The sequence below is a fragment of the Peribacillus sp. NPDC101481 genome (assembly GCF_044767165.1).
Classification (GTDB): domain Bacteria; phylum Bacillota; class Bacilli; order Bacillales; family DSM-1321; genus Peribacillus.
Window position 1 is genome coordinate 126,625 of the sequence record NZ_JBIWNJ010000003.1, and the last position, 17,596, is coordinate 144,220.

Sequence of the window (17,596 nt, forward strand, 5' to 3'; positions counted from 1 at the left end):
GTTGGAAAAAAATCCGTATTTGTGAAAATTAAAGAACCTTTTCTACTATGTTGACAAATCATTATTGTAAAGTGATATAATTTTAAATTGTATGCATGACAAAAGGTAGGAGATAGAATCAAATGAATCAAAAATTAATTAATACTGAGAGTAAGTTCAGACCCGAAATCGAAGGGTTACGTGTTGTTGCCGCACTGCTGGTGGCGGTTTATCATATATGGCTTAATCGTGTTTCTGGCGGGGTTGATGTATTCTTTGTAATTTCAGGTTTTCTTATTACTACTTCAATTGTTTCCACAATTAATCGAACAGGGGAATTTCGTTTTCTTCCATATGTTACCAAATTAATGAAAAGATTACTTCCTTCTGTATTTTTTATTCTTGCAATTGTTCTGGTTTTAAGTTGGTTTTTATTACCTAAATCAATTTTAGATAAAACTATACATGAAGTATTTGCCTCCATGTTTTTCTATCAAAACTGGCAACTTGCTTTTTCGAGCACGGATTATTTAGATTCCAGTCAAATGAAAACACCTGTTGAACACTTTTGGGCTTTGTCTATACAGGGACAATTTTATATAATTTGGTTTTTATTATTCACTTTGATTTTATTTTTAATAAAAAAATATAAATTAACTAAAGTTAAAACATTAATTAATACGATTTTAGGAATATTATTTGTTTCTTCTTTTATATATTCCATATATTTAACCTCTGTCAATCAGCCATGGGCTTATTTCATAACGATGACACGTGTGTGGGAATTTGCTTTAGGCAGTTTGCTCTGTATCAATTTATCATCAATTAAGGTAAATAAATATATAGCAACAGTGATAGGGTGGCTTGGATTAATCGGTTTAATTTTAACGGGAATAGTTTTCAATGTATCTGAAATGTTTCCGGGGTATATTGCCTTATGGCCAATGACCTGCGCATTATTCATTGTTTTGTCTGGTACACGCGATACAAAATATGGTGTCAAACGCTTTTTAGGTTCACCCGTAATGGTGAAGCTAGGTGGAATCGCTTTTGGAATCTACTTGTGGCATTGGGTTTTATTGGAGTTCTATCGTTATAATGTCCAAGAAACTCCAGGATTCATCGTCGGAACTCTTATTATCATTTCATCAATTGCCCTTTCTTTTTTTATGACTCGATATATAGAAGAACCAATCCGAAGCTCAAAGGACAACAAATTCTCATTCAAGAGACTCGGGATAATGGGCAGTGTGAATGTACTCTTGATTGCATCGCTTTTAATTGGAGTATATATAGATAAAAATAGGCTGGAAAATAATATAAACGATAAAAATTATCCAGGAGCGTTAGCTGTAAAAAACCCTGATGATATACCTGATCAGGAACCAATTCCATCATATTCTGAAGTCTTTGATGATTTACCACAATCGCATTTGGACGGCAGTAACCAAGGGTTGAAGGAAAGTGACTTGAAAATTGGGGAATATGGCGAAACTGAAAATTACGATGCTACAATTGCCCTGATCGGCAGTTCCCATTCAGAGCATTGGTTAGGTGCCATATTAAAAGCTACAAAAGATGATAATTATCGTGTATTGAATATGACCCGTTCAGGTACACGTTTTTCAACAGGTTATACGGATGATGATTTGAAAGGTATCTGGGTCAATAATGTTCTCGATTATCTAAAGGATGCAGATGTAGATCTTGTCATTTCTCACGCCACAGCTTCTGATACGCCCAATAATAAAATACAACAACAGATGGTTGATCAGCTGCAGTATGTTAAAGATGAATATGGTATTGAAGTGTTAGCGGTTCGTGATGATCCAAGATATAGTTTTAATGTACTGGAATCATTAGAAACACATGGAATAGAAGAAACAACAAAAAAAATGAATTCAGTAGATAATCAGAAAGACGAAAGCTTTTGGAGACAATTTGAAAAAGAGAATAAATCATTGCATAAAATTGACTTAACAGATTACTTTAAAGTGAACGGTGAATTTCAGCCCATTATTGGTAATGTTATAATTTACCGGGACAATAGGCATTTAACGAATACTTATTCTGAAAGTTTCGGACCTATTTTTGATGAAAAAATCAACGAGATAGGCTTAGATAGAAAGTAAGTATAGCTAAAGGGAGTTTTGTTTGGGTCTATTGGTTATCTGTATATAAAAAATCTGAGTTCTGTGTTTCACAGGGCTCGGATTTTTTTTATGAACTTGTTTAACCGCCCCATAAATCACAGAAAAAAACCCTGCTACTACGCGGAAGAACCGCATTGTAACAGGGTTTTTAGTTAGCGTCCCAGATAGGAATCGAACCTACGACCTACAGCTTAGGAGGCTGTCGCTCTATCCTGCTGAGCTACTGGGACATATAAAAAGTCGACGACTTATTTATTATATTTCTTATAGGCAAACTTTTCAAGCTAATAGCACATACTTATTAAAAAAAATCCTCATAAATGCTTAACAGGTCACTAAGCTCTCGTCTTTCCCTTTTTTTCATTTAATGGAATACTTTATTAATCACTAGTTTTCTGGTACTATTTTACTATAAGAAAATTAGGAGAATGATAGTGGGGAAATATAGAGTATTAAGGATGGTTGCATTGCTGGGGATTTTGATTTTACCTGCATGCTCACAAGAGATTTTAGAAGGTATAGGCACAAAGACAGCTGCACCGATTGCGGAAGATGACATCGAAGTGGTCGAAGCGGCGGATAATGGGGCAGGGCAGGAATTGGAGGGCCAGATCGATACGGGAGACTGGATAACGGCCGAGCCCGCCGTCCAGCTTCCAATCTTGATGTATCACAGCATTTCTGAAGGTAATCGCCTTCGGGTTCCAAGTGAGGAATTCCGGTCACAGATGGCTTGGCTTCGGGAGAATGGCTACTATACATTATCTCCTGAAGAGGCATTCCTCGTTTTAACCGAGAATCGGATACCAAGTGAGAAGTGTGTCTGGCTTACTTTTGATGATGGCTATACAGATAACTTCACGGAGGCTTTCCCGATATTAAAAGAAAATGATATGAAAGCAACTGTCTTCATGATCGGGAAGTCCATTGATAAAGGTCATCACCTGACTGAAAATCAAATGATGGAGATGAGCAGGAATGGGATTTCGATTGAAAGCCATACTATCAACCATTTGGAGCTGAACCGCATGACGGCAGAGCAGCAAGAAGCTGAAATGGTCCAGTCTAAGAAGCTATTCGACCGTATTCTCGACCAGGACACGACAGTGCTTTCCTATCCGGTTGGCCGGTATAACGAAGAGACTCTCAGGCTGTCAGATGAAGCGGGATACAAGATGGCAGTCACTACCGAACCTGGGGGAGCTTCAAGGGAACAAGGGATGCATGCCCTGCATCGAGTTCGGATTTCACCCGGTTTATCAGTCGATGGGTTTGCGACATTGATTGAAAATGCTTCAAATCATTGAGTGTGGAAGGGTCATTTCGAACCTGTTCAGAAAAATCATATAATAATAGATTCTTACATGGTGTATAATGAAGGCAATGAAAATTATATACATATGAACGATTTGGTGTCGTAATGACTTAAAAGGGAAGCTGGTGAAATGCCAGCGCGGTCCCGCCACTGTATATGGGAGCTGACGGCTGTGTACCACTGTATGAAATATGGGAAGGTGCCGTTGACGATGACCATGAGCCAGGAGACCTGCCAAAATTCGTACACCTGTAACCTACGCGGATGGGAAGGTGTGTGGCAGACCCTAAGAAGTCCGTAATGATATTGTTGCCATACAAGTACCTTCCGTTTAACGGGAGGTGCTTTTTGTTTTGGGTGCATCTTCCGGGATTATTGGGTGAAAGAAATTAAATAAAAAGATTGTGGGGAATGAAAATGAAGAAAATTTTTGGTCTGATATTGTTGATGTTGCTTACTGCAGGCATGATGGTCGGCTGCAGTGGAGCTACTGATGAAGGAAAAGAACAGCAGCAAACGAAACATGCTCAACACGAAGCTTTCCCGATTACGATTAAAGATGCAACTGGGGAAAAAGTAACGATAGAAGAAAAACCGAAGAAAATCGTTTCGTTAATACCAAGTAATACGGAAGTGGTCTTTGCACTTGGTTTGGGTAAAAAGGTCATTGGTGTTTCCGATAATGATAATTACCCGGAAGAAACGAAAGAAATTGAAAAAGTTGGCGGAATGGAAATGAACACGGAGCTGATTGTCTCCATGAAGCCTGACCTTGTTCTTGCCCATGCATCAAGTGCCCATAATTCGAATGAGGGTTTACAGCAGCTTAAGGATGCTGGAATAGATGTCCTCGTAGTCAATGATGCACAAAGCTTTGACCAAGTCTATGAGTCTATTGAAATGATTGGACAGGCAACGGGTGAACATGACAAGGCAAACGAAATCGTTGCGGATATGAAAACGAAGCTTAAGGATATCGAGGAAAAAGCCAAATCCGTAAAGGAAGAGGATAGGAAGACCGTTTTAGTGGAAGTTTCGCCTTCACCGGAAATATACACACCGGGAAAAAATACTTTCATGAATGAGATGCTTACTATTATTTCAGCGGATAATGCTGCTGCTGACTTGGACGGTTGGGCAAAGATTGATGAAGAGTCGATGATTGCTGCAAATCCTGATGTCATCATTACAACTTATGGTTATTATACGAAAGATTCAGCAAATGAAGTGAAGGGCCGAAAAGGATGGCAAGACGTAAATGCTGTTAAGAATGGCCAAGTCTTTGATGTCCATTCTGACTTGGTGACCCGTTCCGGTCCACGCTTGATAGAGGGAGTAGAGGAACTTGCCAAATCAGTCTATCCGAACCAATTTAACAACTAAATGGACGTTTGCCTATTTGATTGCGTTTTTAATTTTGTTATTCGCAATGACGGTAGGCATTTCCTTTGGTTCGGTGTCAGTACCGATTCCCGTACTTTTACAAATAATCGGCAAGGAGATCTTTCATTTGCCGATTTCCGCTGATCCGGATGTGATGCTGACGAATATCGTGATGAACATCCGCTTGCCGCGTGTGTTGCTTGCGGGGTTGGTCGGGGCATCGCTGGCGATTGCGGGTGCGGCATTTCAGGGGCTGCTCCGGAACCCGCTCGCTGATCCTTACACATTAGGTATTTCATCAGGAGCATCGGTCGGCGCCGTATTGACAATATTCTTGAATATATCACTGCCGTTCATCGGTTTATACACTCTTCCGGCATTGAGCATTTTATGCTCAGTGCTCACGATGCTCTGCGTATTGACTTTTGCAAAAAAAATGGATCGATCGATGAAAGTGGAAACGATCATTTTAACGGGAATCATTTTCAGCTCGTTTTTAAGTGCCTTCATTTCATTGATGATTGCGCTGACGGGTGATGAATTAAGACAAATCATCGGCTGGCTGATGGGAAGCGTTTCAATGCGCGGATGGAATTATATTGCAATCATTTTGCCGTTTTTTATCATTGGTTCGTTGATCTTGATCATGAATACAAGCGAATTGAATGCGATGACTTTCGGGGAAGACCGGGCAAAACACTTAGGTGTGAATGTTAAGCGGCGGAAAATGTGGATCTTGATAGCCGGTTCGACATTGACAGGGGCAGCGGTAGCCGTTTCAGGGGCGATTGGCTTTGTAGGATTGGTCATTCCTCATTTTGTCCGAAAGATATGGGGACCTGATCATAAACATTTGCTTCCGCTGTCATTGCTGATAGGAAGCGGATTTTTAATTTTGGCAGACTTTGTAGCACGGACGGTCATTGCCCCATCGGAACTGCCGATCGGGGTTATCACCTCACTTATCGGGGCACCTGCATTTGCGCTGATTTTATTAAAGAGACGGAGAGAAGGGTAAAAACGAATGCTTGAAGTTAAAGGGTTAACAGGTGGATATGACAACAAAGCTGTTTTGGACTCTGTCTCTTTTGATGTACATAAAGGAGAATTATTCGGGATTCTTGGGCCTAATGGCAGCGGAAAAACGACGCTCTTAGGTATGCTTAGCGGGGTGCTCGATTATAAGGGCGGAAGCGTACGGATAAGAGGTAGGGATTTGAAGGATTATTCGTCAAAACAACTTGCACAGGTCATTGCTGTGCTCCCTCAACATTCCTCATTAGCTTTCTCCTATACAGTAAAAGAGACGGTCTCACTTGGGCGATATGCCCATCAATCAGGTTGGTTCCATAGTTGGTCCGGAGAAGATGAATCGATTGTCCAACGAGTTATGGAACAAACGGGCGTAGCCGATTTTCAGGATCTGCATTTTGAACGATTATCAGGAGGGGAGAGGCAGCGGGTACTGCTGGCACAGGCACTAGCCCAAGAACCCGAAATCCTTTTTTTGGATGAACCTACGAATCACTTGGATCTTTCCTATCAAAAAGACCTTCTTGATTTAATGAGGAAAATGGCAAAAGAGCAGAACTTGACCGTTATTTCAATTTTCCATGACCTGAATTTGGCTGGGTTATATTGTGATCGGCTGATGTTGCTTGAGAAAGGGAAAATTCAGGTTGTTGATGTGCCGAATGAAGTGCTTCAACAGGAACGGATTCAGGGTGTATATCATACGACGATCGAAAAACATCCACATCCCGCCCTTCCGAAACCGCAGATGTTCATCGTTCCGGAAAAGCATGGCCATGATACTATTCCATTGGAAATTGATGAATCCTATCTGACAGTCGGACCTGAGATGATTCAATTGGATTCGCCGATCCCGCTTAGAACGATGTCTTCCGGAGTGACTGGTTCGGGGACGGGCTGGCATAAATATTTTGTGAATAGGCACGTACATCATGGCTATGACTGCGAGGATCATCATGTTGAAATGGCCGAGTATTTAAAGGCTCATGGTTTTGAACCTCAGGAGACGGTAGGGATGATGACAGCTGTCTTTCTCGATACGGTTGCTTTCAAGCTTTTAAGAGCTGAAGATTTCTCTGTTTTCATTATCGTGACGGCTGGTGTAGGAAATGCCATCGACGCTTCCTTAGCTGACCGGCACTCTTGGAATTCCGCTCCGGGAACGATAAATACATGGATATTCGTAAATGGTCATTTGGCAGAAGAGGCTTTCATCCACAGCATAGTTACTGCTACCGAGGCAAAAGTAAAAGCCCTTCATGATTTGCATGTACTGGATAAGGTGACAAATACATGTGCAACAGGAACGTCGACTGACAGCATTTTAATTGCGGCTGCGCAAAGAGGGGTAAAGCTTCAATATGCAGGCACCATTACTCCGTTAGGGAAGCTGATCAGTCGCGGTGTATATGATTGTACAGTGGAAGCATTAAAGAATAATCGGAAACGGATTGAGGATTTATGATCTATCATCATCTTTTTGCGGTTACGCTGGCATTTTTCCTTGATCTATTAATCGGTGATCCGCCAAATTGGCCGCATCCAGTCAAATGGATAGGAACGATGATAAGCAAGCTGGATCTGGCATTCAATAAAGGGGCATATAAGAAACGGAATGGACTCTTCATGTTGATCATCGTCTTATCGGCGGTGTTATTGATTACGGGTCTTACCGTCTATTTGGCTTATCTAATCCATCCGCTTGCAGGTATCCTTTGGGAAGCTGCTGTCATTTCTACTACGATAGCTCAGAAGGGCTTGAAGCAAGCTGGGATGGATGTTTGCCTTCCGCTTAATGAACGCGATTTTCCTGAAGCGAGACTAAAGCTTTCCTATATCGTGGGCCGTGATACGGCTGATCTTGATGAATCCGAAGTCGTCAGGGGCACCGTGGAAACTGTAGCGGAAAATACCAGCGATGGGATTACAGCCCCGATGTTTTGGGCAGCTATTGGCGGTGCGCCGCTCTCTATGGTGTATAGGTCGATTAATACATGCGATTCCATGGTAGGGTACAAAAATGATAAATATGGGCAATTCGGCTGGGCTTCAGCCAAGCTCGATGATATCGTGAATTGGATTCCCAGCCGCCTCACCGGTTTCCTGATGTTACTCAGCTCAAAGTCCCGCTATCATGGATTTGGTGCTAGATGGAAGATATTATTCAATGACGCAAAAAAACATCCAAGCCCGAATAGCGGGTGGTGTGAAGCAGGCGTTGCTGCGATTTTGGGAATACAGCTTGGAGGCCGTAATATGTACAAAGGAATTGTTTCCGACCGTGCGAGGATGGGAGTTCCGCTTGTTCGATTGGAAGCAAAACATATACCAAAAACGATTACCATCATGCATCGGTCATCTTTTCTATTTCTGCTGATGCTATGGCTAGGGGGGCTTATTCTTGACATTACCTTCTCATGGCTCTAATCCTCATTATCTTTATGAAGCGCTGAAAATCGAGATGCCTGAAGGGGTTCTCGACTTCAGTGCTAACATCAACCCATTGGGTCCGCCTTTACGCATAAAGGAACAGTGGGCTGGATTTTTCGAAGGAATCCTTCAATACCCAGATCCGCATGCCATTGAACTGACAAAATCCATTGCAAAAAAAGAAGCTCTTCCTGAGCAATCCGTTTTGGTGGGGAACGGTGGTGCTGAAATAATCATGCTGGTAGCGAACGGATTAGCCAATCAAAGGGTGCTGATCATTCAGCCGGCATTTGCGGAATATGCTGAAGCTTGTTTGGCGGCAGGATGTAAGGTCGATTTTCACCAGCTTGATGCTCCTGAGTGGCAATTGGACTTGGAGCGATTGATTCCCCGATTCCCCGAATATGATGCAGTTTTCTTATGTACGCCTAATAATCCGACGGGTGTTTCATTTAATCGGGATGCAGTCAGGGAATTGATCATGGAATGCCAAAAAGCGGATTGCCTGGTTGTATTGGATGAGGCTTTTTATGATTTTACGGAAGATGCCTTTAGTTATGCTTCTTTAATCAATGCATTTCCACATTTACTCATTCTAAGATCAATGACTAAAATCTTTGCAATCCCGGGTTTGAGACTAGGCTACTTGCTTGCGGCACCTGACATCATAAAACGGGTTAGAAACTATAAGCCGCATTGGAGCGTCAACCACGTGGCGCTTGAAGTGGGGAAAATCTGTCTTGCGGAAGAAGCCTATATGAGAAAAACAAGAGACTATATTGCCTGGCAAAAGCAAAAACTATTCCGGTTTTATGAGGAGCAAGGGTTGAATGTCTCTGCTAGCACAGTCAATTTTTATTTGGTGAAGGATGAATCTCTATCCCTTTTCCCCTTTTTGCTGAAAAAAGGAATCGTACCGCGCCATACCAATAATTTTCCGGGTTTGGACGGAGTGTGGCTTCGGTTTGCAGTGAAGAGTGAACATGATAACGAAGCACTGATGGAGGGGGTAAGACAGTGGAGAAAGCAAGGCTCTGTTTTATAACCGGGGGTGTCCGTTCAGGAAAAAGCAGCTTCGCAGAAAGAAAAGCCTTGGAGTATGCACTCCAGATGGATGGGAACTTGCATTACCTCGCCTGTGGCCGAGTCAGTGACGCTGAGATGGGTGAACGCATCCTTAGGCACCGGAAAGATAGGGAAAGCAGCCCGATTGCGTGGAAGACCTCCGAATACGCAACGGATATTACAAGAATAGGGGCGGATATTGATCAGGATTCCATAATTCTGCTCGATTGTCTGACAACCCTGCTTGATAACGAGCTATTCGGCCCTGGCCTTCCGCTTGAAGAAGAATTCTTAAATAGCGTTTTTTCAAAAATAATAACCGGAATCAATGAGATTAGAAAACAATCCAATTGTTTAATAGTCGTGAGCAATGAATTGGTGCAGGAGCCGATTTTCCGGGATGATTTCCTCCATTTATACGGAAAAACACTGGGCCTGCTTCATCAAACGATCGTCGGGCAGGCCGATGAAGCCTATCTTGTCGAAGCGGGAATTCCATTGCGGAAGAAAGGGTGCATGCAGGAATGAGCGGAGTGGTCGGATTTTTAATTAACCTGCAGTTCTTTACGGTCTTTCCAATAAAGAAGCAGCTTCCGATGGAGAAGAAATATATTCACCGTGCCATTCAAACCTTTCCATTAGTAGGTCTTTTGCTAGGCTTGATATTGGGCGGTGTTTTGTATGCACTAGTGGAATGGACCCCATTGTCATCGCTTGCGATTGCCTTTTTCCTCTGGTTTTTGACGATGGCATTAACGGGTGGTTTGCATCTTGATGGCTGGATCGATGCAAGTGATGCTTTTTTTTCCTATCAGGATAAAGAGCGGCGTTTGGAAATCATGAAGGATTCCAGGACAGGTGCCTTCGGTGTCATCTCCGTCATAGTCCTATTGGCCGCCCGGTTTCTATTTATCTATGAAATTGTCGAAAGGGTAAATGAATGGACATACTTCTTGATCATAGCCCTTCCGCTCTTAAGTAAATGTGTGATGGGTTATTTACTCATCCGGATGCCGCTGGCTAAAAAAGAGGGGCTCGGCGCTTTTTTTCAAAGTGCAGTAACGAAAAGCAGTTTGCCCATTTATTGGCTATATCTCCTTGTAAGTCTGGCGATTGCCTGGACAATCGATTTTAAGCTTGTCACCTTATTTTTCATCATGTGCCTGGCTGCAATGATTTTCCTGGTTTATATAAAACGTAAAGTCATCAGTTGGTTCGGTGGGATAACGGGGGATGTGCTGGGGGCGTCCGTGGAAGGGGTTGAGCTTTGGTTATGGCTGATATTGTGGCTATTACACTACTTCGCCATGGGCTGACAGTAGCAAATGAGCGAAGGGCCTATTTAGGCTGGACGGATTCTCCATTAAGTACCGAAGGAGAAAAGGAAATATCGGACTTAAGGGGTTCTTACCCACAGTATGAAAAAATTCACAGCAGCGATTTGCCCCGCTGTTTGGAAACTGCACGACTTCTGTTTCCAGATGCTGTTCCGGTCAAAAACCCTTCGTTCCGTGAGATGAACTTCGGCTATTGGGAAGGACGGACGTATCATGAGTTGAAGGCAGATGGAGATTATCTTAATTGGCTGGAACGTCCCATGGAGGCACTGGTGCCTGGGGGTGAAAGTTATCCGGCATTTTCCGAGCGTGTTAATAAGGGCTGGAACGAATTGATTGCCTGTAAGGAGAGCCGGTTTGCCATATTGACGCATGGAGGGGTAATCCGTGATTTATTGGTTCGCTATGCCCCGCAGGAGAAGTCTTTTTTTGATTGGAGGATTTCCCATGGCAGGGGATATGAGCTGATATGGGAAGACCGGAACAGCTTAAGGAGGGGAGAACGCTGCACTTTGTTACAGGAGGCGCCTATAATGGCAAAACTAAATGGGTAAAGCAATTGTATGGTTTGGAAAATGATGTCCTTTGGCTATCCGGTTATCGAAAAGAAGAGCCGGAAATGATTGATTTTCAAGGCAAGACTGTTGTATTGCAAGGGTTGGATGCATGGATTCAACAAGATGCAGAAAAGATGGATTCAAATTCGATTCGAAAAAAATGGAAGGAAATCATGGCTGATTGGCGAATATGGGAGAAAGAAAGAGATGACCGTAACTGCATTGTGATCGGTTCAGATATCACCAAAGGCATAGTGCCGATGGAAGCAAGAGATCGCAGATGGCGCGATGCCTGCGGATGGGTCTTTCAAGATGTAGCATCCATATCAAGGCGCGTTGATATCATCTGGTATGGAATTGACCAGCGAATAAAGTAGAGGAGGTAATTGGGATGAAAATTTATACACGTACAGGGGATAAGGGACAAACAAGCGTAATCGGAGGTCGGCTTGACAAGGATGACATCCGTGTCGAGTCTTATGGTACGGTTGATGAAGTTAATAGCTATATCGGTCTTGCGGTGACAGAATTGGATCCAGCGATATTTAAGGATATACTGGCCGACCTAGAGAAAATCCAGCATGAGTTGTTTGACTGCGGCGGTGATTTGGCAACCGTTTCCGAGAAAGCCCCACAAAAGCTGACGGATGAGGCCATTACCTATTTGGAAGAACGGATAGATGCCTTCATACTTGAAGCGCCGGAATTGGAAAAGTTTATCCTGCCTGGCGGCTCAAAAGCGGCTGCAACCATTCATATTGCCCGAACCGTTACAAGAAGGGCAGAACGATTGGTCGTTTCATTGATCAAGTCGGGTGCGGCTGTTTCACCATTATCACTTCAATATTTAAATCGTTTGTCGGATTACTTCTTTGCTGTTGCACGTGTGATCAATTTCCGTGTTGGTGTGAAAGATGTGGAATATATCCGCAGCGCAAATGTGTTCCGTGGAGGGAAAAGAAAGGAAAAAGAGTAAACATGGACGTAAGAAAAATTAGTGCAACCGCTATATTCATTGCCTTATCGGCAGTAGGGGCAATGATTAAAATCCCTTCACCGATAGGGAGCATCGCTTTGGATAGTTTTCCGGCCCTTTTGGCTGCTGTCATACTTGGCCCGGTATCGGGTGCTATAGTAGCTGGGCTTGGTCATATCATTTCAGCGTTCATCGGCGGCATGCCGCTTGGGCCATTCCACTTTTTGATCATGGTCGAAATGGCAGTCCTGGTATGGATGTTTGGCATTTTATATATACACGGAAAAAAAGTAGGCGCATTTTTCCTCTTCTTTATCGGTAATGCCTTCGTTTTAGCCCTGCCTTTCGCATTTCTGATCAGCCCTGGTTTTTACACGTTATTGGTTCCGGGATTAACGGCAGCGACTGCGGTAAATGTAGTATTGGCTGCCCTTTTACTGCCACGCTTGGAGCCTGTTTTGAAAAAGATGCTTTTTAAAGATGGATCCGTAGAATGAGTGATTCGTTGATTTTGCCATTTTCAGAATCAGATTCATTGATTGTTTCTAGTGATAATAGCGGCGGTATCGGGCTGAAGGAAAAGGACCTTGTCCATGTCCCTTATGAGGTCGTTGGCTATTATTCCTTTCGGGTTGCCGTCATGGAGTGTTTGGGAGTTGGCGGAAGACCCGTATCCGTCGTTCTAAATAATTTCTGCGGTGATGAAGCTTGGGGGGACTTGACCAGGGGTGTCAAAAAGGGGCTGGGTGAATTGGGAATGGAGGACCTTCCGATTACTGGAAGCACAGAAAGTAATATGCCGCTTCTTCAATCAGCACTTGGTCTTATGGTGATTGGTAAGCGAGTGAACGAACGTGTTAAAAAGCAGCATCCTTCACGGAAAATCGCTTTGATCGGCAGGCCGCTCGTTGGAGAAGAAGTAATGGAACAGCAAGATTGGGTCGCGCCATTATCTTTATATAAAAGCCTATGTGAAATGGAAGACGTTCAGGCACTTCCGGTCGGCTCAAAAGGGATAGCATATGAATGGAAGCACCTGGATCAAAGTGGTGAAGGTGTTTCTGTGCATATAAGTGATAAAGTCGATATCGAAAAATCATCAGGACCATCCACCTGCTTCCTCATTGCCTATCCTGAACATCTGGAGAAAGAAATCAAGCACATATCCGGTCCTCTTTTCAATGGAGAATGATGTTCTCATGACTGAATCAGGCATCGAGTTTAGTTCTCAATGAACGGGTTCGATGCTTTTTTCATTAAGATCTTACTTTTATTGATTGTTAGCCATAACAATGGTTTGCTCTTGATCGTTATCATAGCCAAGGCGAAATGGTCCCCATTTATTGCGTTACTTCTCGCTTCCATCATTTTAGGGATTATCGCAGGTATGGATATTCCGGATGTTGCAGATGCTGTTCAGATAGGGATAGGTAATACTCTTCGTTAGTTGGCACTCATTTTCGGTTTAGGTAACATGCTTGGAAAGATGATGGCAATGCCGGTCTTTTTATTGTTGATCGAGGCTTTTGGTGCTTTGTTTGCAGAAGATTCATATGAATTGATTGGAATGCCTTCATTGGAAAGGCAATCATCGCCCCCATGATTTCTGTGGCATTAGGATGCGCTAGAGGTTTTAATAAAGAAGAACTAATCCAATTCATGTCCGCCTGCCTCGTCCCAACTGCGTCCATCATCTTGGGGCGTGCAGTGCATTTAAAATTGTATTGATCACGAGCGGGGTGGATGAAGCCGTTGCAGCTTATGATCCATGTCGCTAAAGATTTAATTTGACAGTCGCACAAAGGTTAAAGTCTTGTACGGTTATGGAAACGATTATATCAGTCGTTTCACTTATCCTAATCTTACTATTGAATTCAATTGTTTAAGAGAAAGGAGCATGTTGTAAATATGGGGCATTCAGGTTATATGATGGGGATAGATATTGGTACGACGAGTACGAAGGTTGTTCTTTTTTCAAAAGGGGGGGAGGTTGTCCAATCTTGTTCGAGGGGATATCCTCTACACAGTCCAACCCCTTCCGTGGCGGAACAAGATCCCGAAGAAATTTATAAAGCGGTTATCATTACTATAGGCGAGGTTATGATTGCAAGCGGGATAGAAAAGCAAGAACTGGGCTTGATATCGTTCAGTTCGGCGATGCATAGCTTGATCGCCATGGGTAAAGACGGCAGACCGCTGACAAATAGCATTACATGGGCTGATAATCGAAGTGTTGCCTATGCGAAGAAACTGAAGGCTTCGGTACAGGGGATGCAATTGTATCACAGGACCGGAACACCCATTCACCCGATGTCCCCAATCACGAAAATAATGTGGTTAAAAAATGAGCATCCCGGGATTTTTAACGAAACGGACAAATTTATAGGAATTAAAGAATACATCATCTATAAATTCTTCAATGAGTATGTGATGGATTATTCACTCGCTTCTGCAACGGGCATGTTCAACATGAATGACCTGAAGTGGGATGAAGAGGCACTCACCATTGCTGGAATTGGGGCTGAAAAGTTGCCGATGCTTGTCCCTACAACGCATATCCTCTCAGGCTTAAGTGAGGAATTAGCTGCAAAAATGAATATTCAGGCTGGTACCCCGTTTGTGATTGGCGCGAGTGATGGTGTGCTTGCCAACTTAGGGCAAAACGCAATCAAGCCAGGCGTTCTGGCAGTGACAATCGGAACGAGCGGTGCGGTAAGGACCGTCAGTGACCGACCGCTTACCGATCCGAAAGGCAGGACATTCTGCTATGCCCTTACTGAGAATCATTGGGTAATCGGCGGACCGGTCAACAATGGGGGAATCACCTTCCGATGGGCACGCGATCAATTGGGCCGTGTGGAAATCGAAAAAGCGAAGGCTTCAGGACAGGACTCCTATGAGATTCTGACGGATATGGCTTCCAATATTGCACCTGGTTCTGATGGGTTGATATTCCATCCGTATATGGCAGGGGAACGGGCACCATTATGGAGTGCCGATGCAAGGGGCTCCTTCTTCGGACTGGCGCTTCATCACACTCGTGACCATATGGTCCGGGCAGTGCTGGAGGGTGTGATGTATAACTTGTACAGTGTCCTTCTTGCTGTTAAGGAATTGACGGGTGCCCCCGAGAAGATCCATGCAAGCGGCGGATTTGTCCGCTCAAAGCTCTGGCGCCAAATCATGGCTGACATATTCAATCAAAACGTGACAATTCCTGAAAGCTTCGAGAGTTCAAGCTTAGGTGCAGCCGTTCTTGGATTATATGCTTTAGGCGAAATCCAAAGCCTTGATGAGGTTGAAGGTATGGTTGGTGAAACGAATGAACTTATCCCGATCGAAGAGAACGTTAAAGTATATGAAGAATTAATGTCGATTTATTTATCCGTGAGCAGGCAATTGGAAGGCGACTACAAGAGAATCGCTGATTTCCAAAGACGTCATTTAGAATGATCTTTAGGGAAAGCACAGATGCATCAGGCACTGTGCTTTTCTTTTTGCCTGGTAATTAAAATGGTAAGATGGAAGAAAACGATAAGGGGAATTTTCAATGGGAGCCAGTAAAACGAATGCAATGCGAATTCTTGATAACAAACGTATAGAGTATGGCATGATGAGTTATGATGCCCGCGACGGAAAAATCGATGGGATCACTGTTGCGGACAAAATTGGAAAAGCGCCAGAAACCGTTTTTAAAACGCTTGTTACCCATAACGGACCGCAGCAGCTTTACGTATTTGTCATTCCTGTAGCCACCGAACTGGACTTGAAAAAAGCAGCGAAGGCCGCAGGTGCAAAAAAAATTGAAATGCTTGCGGTTAAAGATCTGCAAAAATACACAGGGTACATTCGGGGAGGCTGTTCCCCGATCGGAATGAAAAAGCAATATCCGACCTTTATTGACGAAAGTGCAGCAAACCTGCCTGAAATCATCGTAAGCGGAGGAAAGATCGGTACACAGATCGTGTTAAAACCGTCAGAATTCCTGGAGGTCACACAAGCGGAATCTGCTGCCCTAATAAAATAGACTGTTAACCTGTAGGCATTCACCTATTAGTTCATTTCTGCATACGCTGTCTTGAAGATCACATCTGTATTGTGAGGGAGAGTGTGAAAGTGACAGGAAAAGAGATGCATTATTTCGCAGGAGGCAATACGGCTAAAGGTTTTTATAGTTTATATGATTCCAATTTGGCAGGTCTGGAAAGATTGTTCATTTTAAAAGGCGGACCTGGTTCCGGTAAATCGACCATTATGAAAAAAATCGGCCAAGAATGGCTGGATAAAGACTATGACATCGAGTATTTACATTGTTCGTCCGATAATGATTCCATTGATGGAGTGATCATTCCCGCTTTGAAAATCGGACTCGTGGATGGGACCGCGCCGCATGTGATTGAGCCGAAGGCACCTGGGGCCATTGAGGAATATGTCAATCTAGGGGCTGCCTGGAATTCCCAGCAGCTGGCTTCTGAAAGAGCGGCCATCATAAGATTGACGAATGCGAGAAGCAAGAGTTTCGAGAAGGCATATGCCCTATTTGCTGAAGCATTGAAGATACATGATGAATGGGAAGACATTTATAAAGCAAATATTGATTTCGCTAAATTGAATGGGTTGACCAATAAATTGATAGAAGGCTTTTATAGAGATATAACCCTTAATAAGAAGTCGGATGTTCGTCACCGATTCTTAGGGGCAGCTACACCAAAAGGTGCAGTTGATTTCATCCCCAATATTACTGAGGGAATACAAAAACGGTACTTTTTAAAGGGACGTCCAGGATCCGGTAAATCAACGATGCTGAAGAAGATTGCAAAGGCTGCGGAGCAAAGGGGCTTTGATGTGGAAGTATATCATTGCGGATTCGATCCTCATAGCTTGGACATGGTAATCGTCCGGGAGGTAGGAATCGCCATTTTTGACAGCACATCACCGCATGAATATTTCCCGAGTTGTGAAGGTGATGAAATCATAGATATATATAAAACAGCTATCCTGCCTGGAACAGATGAAATTTATGCCGATCAGATAAAGGATGTTTCCACCAGGTACCGGACAAAAATGAATGAAGCGACAGCAAATCTGGCTAAGGCGAAAGAGCTGCATGACGAACTTGAAAAGATTTATGTAAAAGCAATGGACTTTACAGCCATCGATGACATTCAAAGAGACATCCAAGAACAGATCATTGAACGGGCACAAGATGTCGATAGCCAAACGATTCTGCATTAAGAAAACAAACTGCACCTATTTTAATTAGGTGCAGTTTATTTATATACATAAGACTATTTTTTAACGACGGAAGTCACACAAGAATAGAGACGGGTTTGTTAAACGTGTTTATCCACGTCCTTTCGGTTAAAATA

General features: G+C 43.2%; 20 protein-coding genes, 1 tRNA gene and 1 riboswitch. Of the genes, 20 read left to right on the forward strand and 1 reads right to left on the reverse strand.

Annotated elements, in window-relative coordinates:
• Positions 1-122 precede the first annotated feature (122 nt).
• Positions 123-2,111 (forward strand): acyltransferase family protein, encoded by a 1,989-nt coding sequence (locus ACIROD_RS19310; protein ID WP_402943201.1) that lies wholly within the window; start codon positions 123-125, stop codon positions 2,109-2,111.
• Between the two features lie 177 nt (positions 2,112-2,288).
• Here the strand turns inward: ACIROD_RS19310 and ACIROD_RS19315 are convergent.
• A tRNA-Arg gene (locus tag ACIROD_RS19315) sits at positions 2,289-2,362 on the reverse strand.
• 228 nt (positions 2,363-2,590) lie between these two features.
• Between ACIROD_RS19315 and ACIROD_RS19320 the strand changes: the two genes are divergently transcribed.
• The 19 genes from ACIROD_RS19320 to ACIROD_RS19410 all read left to right on the forward strand — a co-directional run bounded on the left by ACIROD_RS19320 (position 2,591) and on the right by ACIROD_RS19410 (position 17,462).
• Entirely contained in the window at positions 2,591-3,439 is an 849-nt protein-coding gene (locus ACIROD_RS19320; RefSeq protein WP_402944029.1) for a polysaccharide deacetylase family protein, read from the forward strand.
• Between the two features lie 86 nt (positions 3,440-3,525).
• Positions 3,526-3,700: riboswitch (cobalamin riboswitch) on the forward strand.
• A gap of 164 nt (positions 3,701-3,864) precedes the next feature.
• Entirely contained in the window at positions 3,865-4,830 is a 966-nt protein-coding gene (locus ACIROD_RS19325) for an ABC transporter substrate-binding protein (RefSeq protein WP_483878379.1), read from the forward strand.
• Positions 4,793-5,848 carry a FecCD family ABC transporter permease gene (locus ACIROD_RS19330; protein WP_402943207.1) on the forward strand — a complete coding sequence of 352 codons (1,056 nt, stop codon included), beginning with the start codon at positions 4,793-4,795 and terminating at the stop codon, positions 5,846-5,848. The genes ACIROD_RS19325 and ACIROD_RS19330 overlap by 38 nt, the downstream gene beginning before the upstream one ends.
• A gap of 6 nt (positions 5,849-5,854) precedes the next feature.
• Positions 5,855-7,327 carry a heme ABC transporter ATP-binding protein gene (locus tag ACIROD_RS19335; protein ID WP_402943210.1) on the forward strand — a complete coding sequence of 491 codons (1,473 nt, stop codon included), beginning with the start codon at positions 5,855-5,857 and terminating at the stop codon, positions 7,325-7,327.
• Positions 7,324-8,289, forward strand: coding sequence for an adenosylcobinamide-phosphate synthase CbiB (gene cbiB, locus ACIROD_RS19340; protein WP_402943213.1), 966 nt, complete (start codon positions 7,324-7,326; stop codon positions 8,287-8,289). The genes ACIROD_RS19335 and cbiB overlap by 4 nt, the downstream gene beginning before the upstream one ends.
• Positions 8,264-9,337: a threonine-phosphate decarboxylase CobD gene (cobD, locus tag ACIROD_RS19345; RefSeq protein ID WP_402943215.1), complete on the forward strand. Its 1,074-nt coding sequence runs from the start codon at positions 8,264-8,266 to the stop codon at positions 9,335-9,337. The genes cbiB and cobD overlap by 26 nt, the downstream gene beginning before the upstream one ends.
• Positions 9,310-9,885, forward strand: a complete 576-nt coding sequence (locus tag ACIROD_RS19350; RefSeq protein WP_402943218.1) for a bifunctional adenosylcobinamide kinase/adenosylcobinamide-phosphate guanylyltransferase — start codon at positions 9,310-9,312, stop codon at positions 9,883-9,885. The genes cobD and ACIROD_RS19350 overlap by 28 nt, the downstream gene beginning before the upstream one ends.
• Positions 9,882-10,673 (forward strand): adenosylcobinamide-GDP ribazoletransferase, encoded by a 792-nt coding sequence (gene cobS, locus ACIROD_RS19355; protein ID WP_402943221.1) that lies wholly within the window; start codon positions 9,882-9,884, stop codon positions 10,671-10,673. The genes ACIROD_RS19350 and cobS overlap by 4 nt, the downstream gene beginning before the upstream one ends.
• Positions 10,631-11,248, forward strand: coding sequence for a histidine phosphatase family protein (locus ACIROD_RS19360; protein ID WP_402943224.1), 618 nt, complete (start codon positions 10,631-10,633; stop codon positions 11,246-11,248). The genes cobS and ACIROD_RS19360 overlap by 43 nt, the downstream gene beginning before the upstream one ends.
• A 5-nt stretch (positions 11,249-11,253) precedes the next feature.
• Positions 11,254-11,628 carry a bifunctional adenosylcobinamide kinase/adenosylcobinamide-phosphate guanylyltransferase gene (locus ACIROD_RS19365; protein ID WP_230176086.1) on the forward strand — a complete coding sequence of 125 codons (375 nt, stop codon included), beginning with the start codon at positions 11,254-11,256 and terminating at the stop codon, positions 11,626-11,628.
• A 14-nt stretch (positions 11,629-11,642) separates the two neighbouring features.
• The gene (locus ACIROD_RS19370; protein ID WP_101223890.1) at positions 11,643-12,227 is read left to right on the forward strand and encodes a cob(I)yrinic acid a,c-diamide adenosyltransferase; all 585 of its coding nucleotides are present in this window, start codon (positions 11,643-11,645) and stop codon (positions 12,225-12,227) included.
• Positions 12,228-12,229: 2 nt separating this feature from the next.
• Positions 12,230-12,724 (forward strand): ECF transporter S component, encoded by a 495-nt coding sequence (locus tag ACIROD_RS19375; protein ID WP_402943228.1) that lies wholly within the window; start codon positions 12,230-12,232, stop codon positions 12,722-12,724.
• Positions 12,721-13,419 carry an ATP-binding protein gene (locus ACIROD_RS19380; protein ID WP_101223888.1) on the forward strand — a complete coding sequence of 233 codons (699 nt, stop codon included), beginning with the start codon at positions 12,721-12,723 and terminating at the stop codon, positions 13,417-13,419. Before ACIROD_RS19375 ends, ACIROD_RS19380 begins: the two co-directional genes overlap by 4 nt.
• 39 nt (positions 13,420-13,458) lie before the next feature.
• On the forward strand, positions 13,459-13,674 hold the full coding sequence (locus ACIROD_RS19385) for a GntT/GntP/DsdX family permease (RefSeq protein WP_402943231.1): 216 nt from the start codon (positions 13,459-13,461) through the stop codon (positions 13,672-13,674).
• Positions 13,675-13,701: 27 nt separating this feature from the next.
• Positions 13,702-13,830 carry a hypothetical protein gene (locus ACIROD_RS19390; protein ID WP_260358807.1) on the forward strand — a complete coding sequence of 43 codons (129 nt, stop codon included), beginning with the start codon at positions 13,702-13,704 and terminating at the stop codon, positions 13,828-13,830.
• Positions 13,831-14,014: 184 nt separating this feature from the next.
• Positions 14,015-14,113, forward strand: a complete 99-nt coding sequence (locus ACIROD_RS19395; protein WP_402943234.1) for a hypothetical protein — start codon at positions 14,015-14,017, stop codon at positions 14,111-14,113.
• A gap of 22 nt (positions 14,114-14,135) precedes the next feature.
• The gene (gntK, locus tag ACIROD_RS19400) at positions 14,136-15,680 is read left to right on the forward strand and encodes a gluconokinase (protein WP_402943237.1); all 1,545 of its coding nucleotides are present in this window, start codon (positions 14,136-14,138) and stop codon (positions 15,678-15,680) included.
• Between the two features lie 97 nt (positions 15,681-15,777).
• Positions 15,778-16,254 carry a Cys-tRNA(Pro) deacylase gene (gene ybaK, locus ACIROD_RS19405; RefSeq protein WP_101223884.1) on the forward strand — a complete coding sequence of 159 codons (477 nt, stop codon included), beginning with the start codon at positions 15,778-15,780 and terminating at the stop codon, positions 16,252-16,254.
• 89 nt (positions 16,255-16,343) lie between these two features.
• Positions 16,344-17,462 (forward strand): PRK06851 family protein, encoded by a 1,119-nt coding sequence (locus ACIROD_RS19410; protein WP_101223883.1) that lies wholly within the window; start codon positions 16,344-16,346, stop codon positions 17,460-17,462.
• The last annotated feature ends 134 nt before the right edge of the window (positions 17,463-17,596 follow it).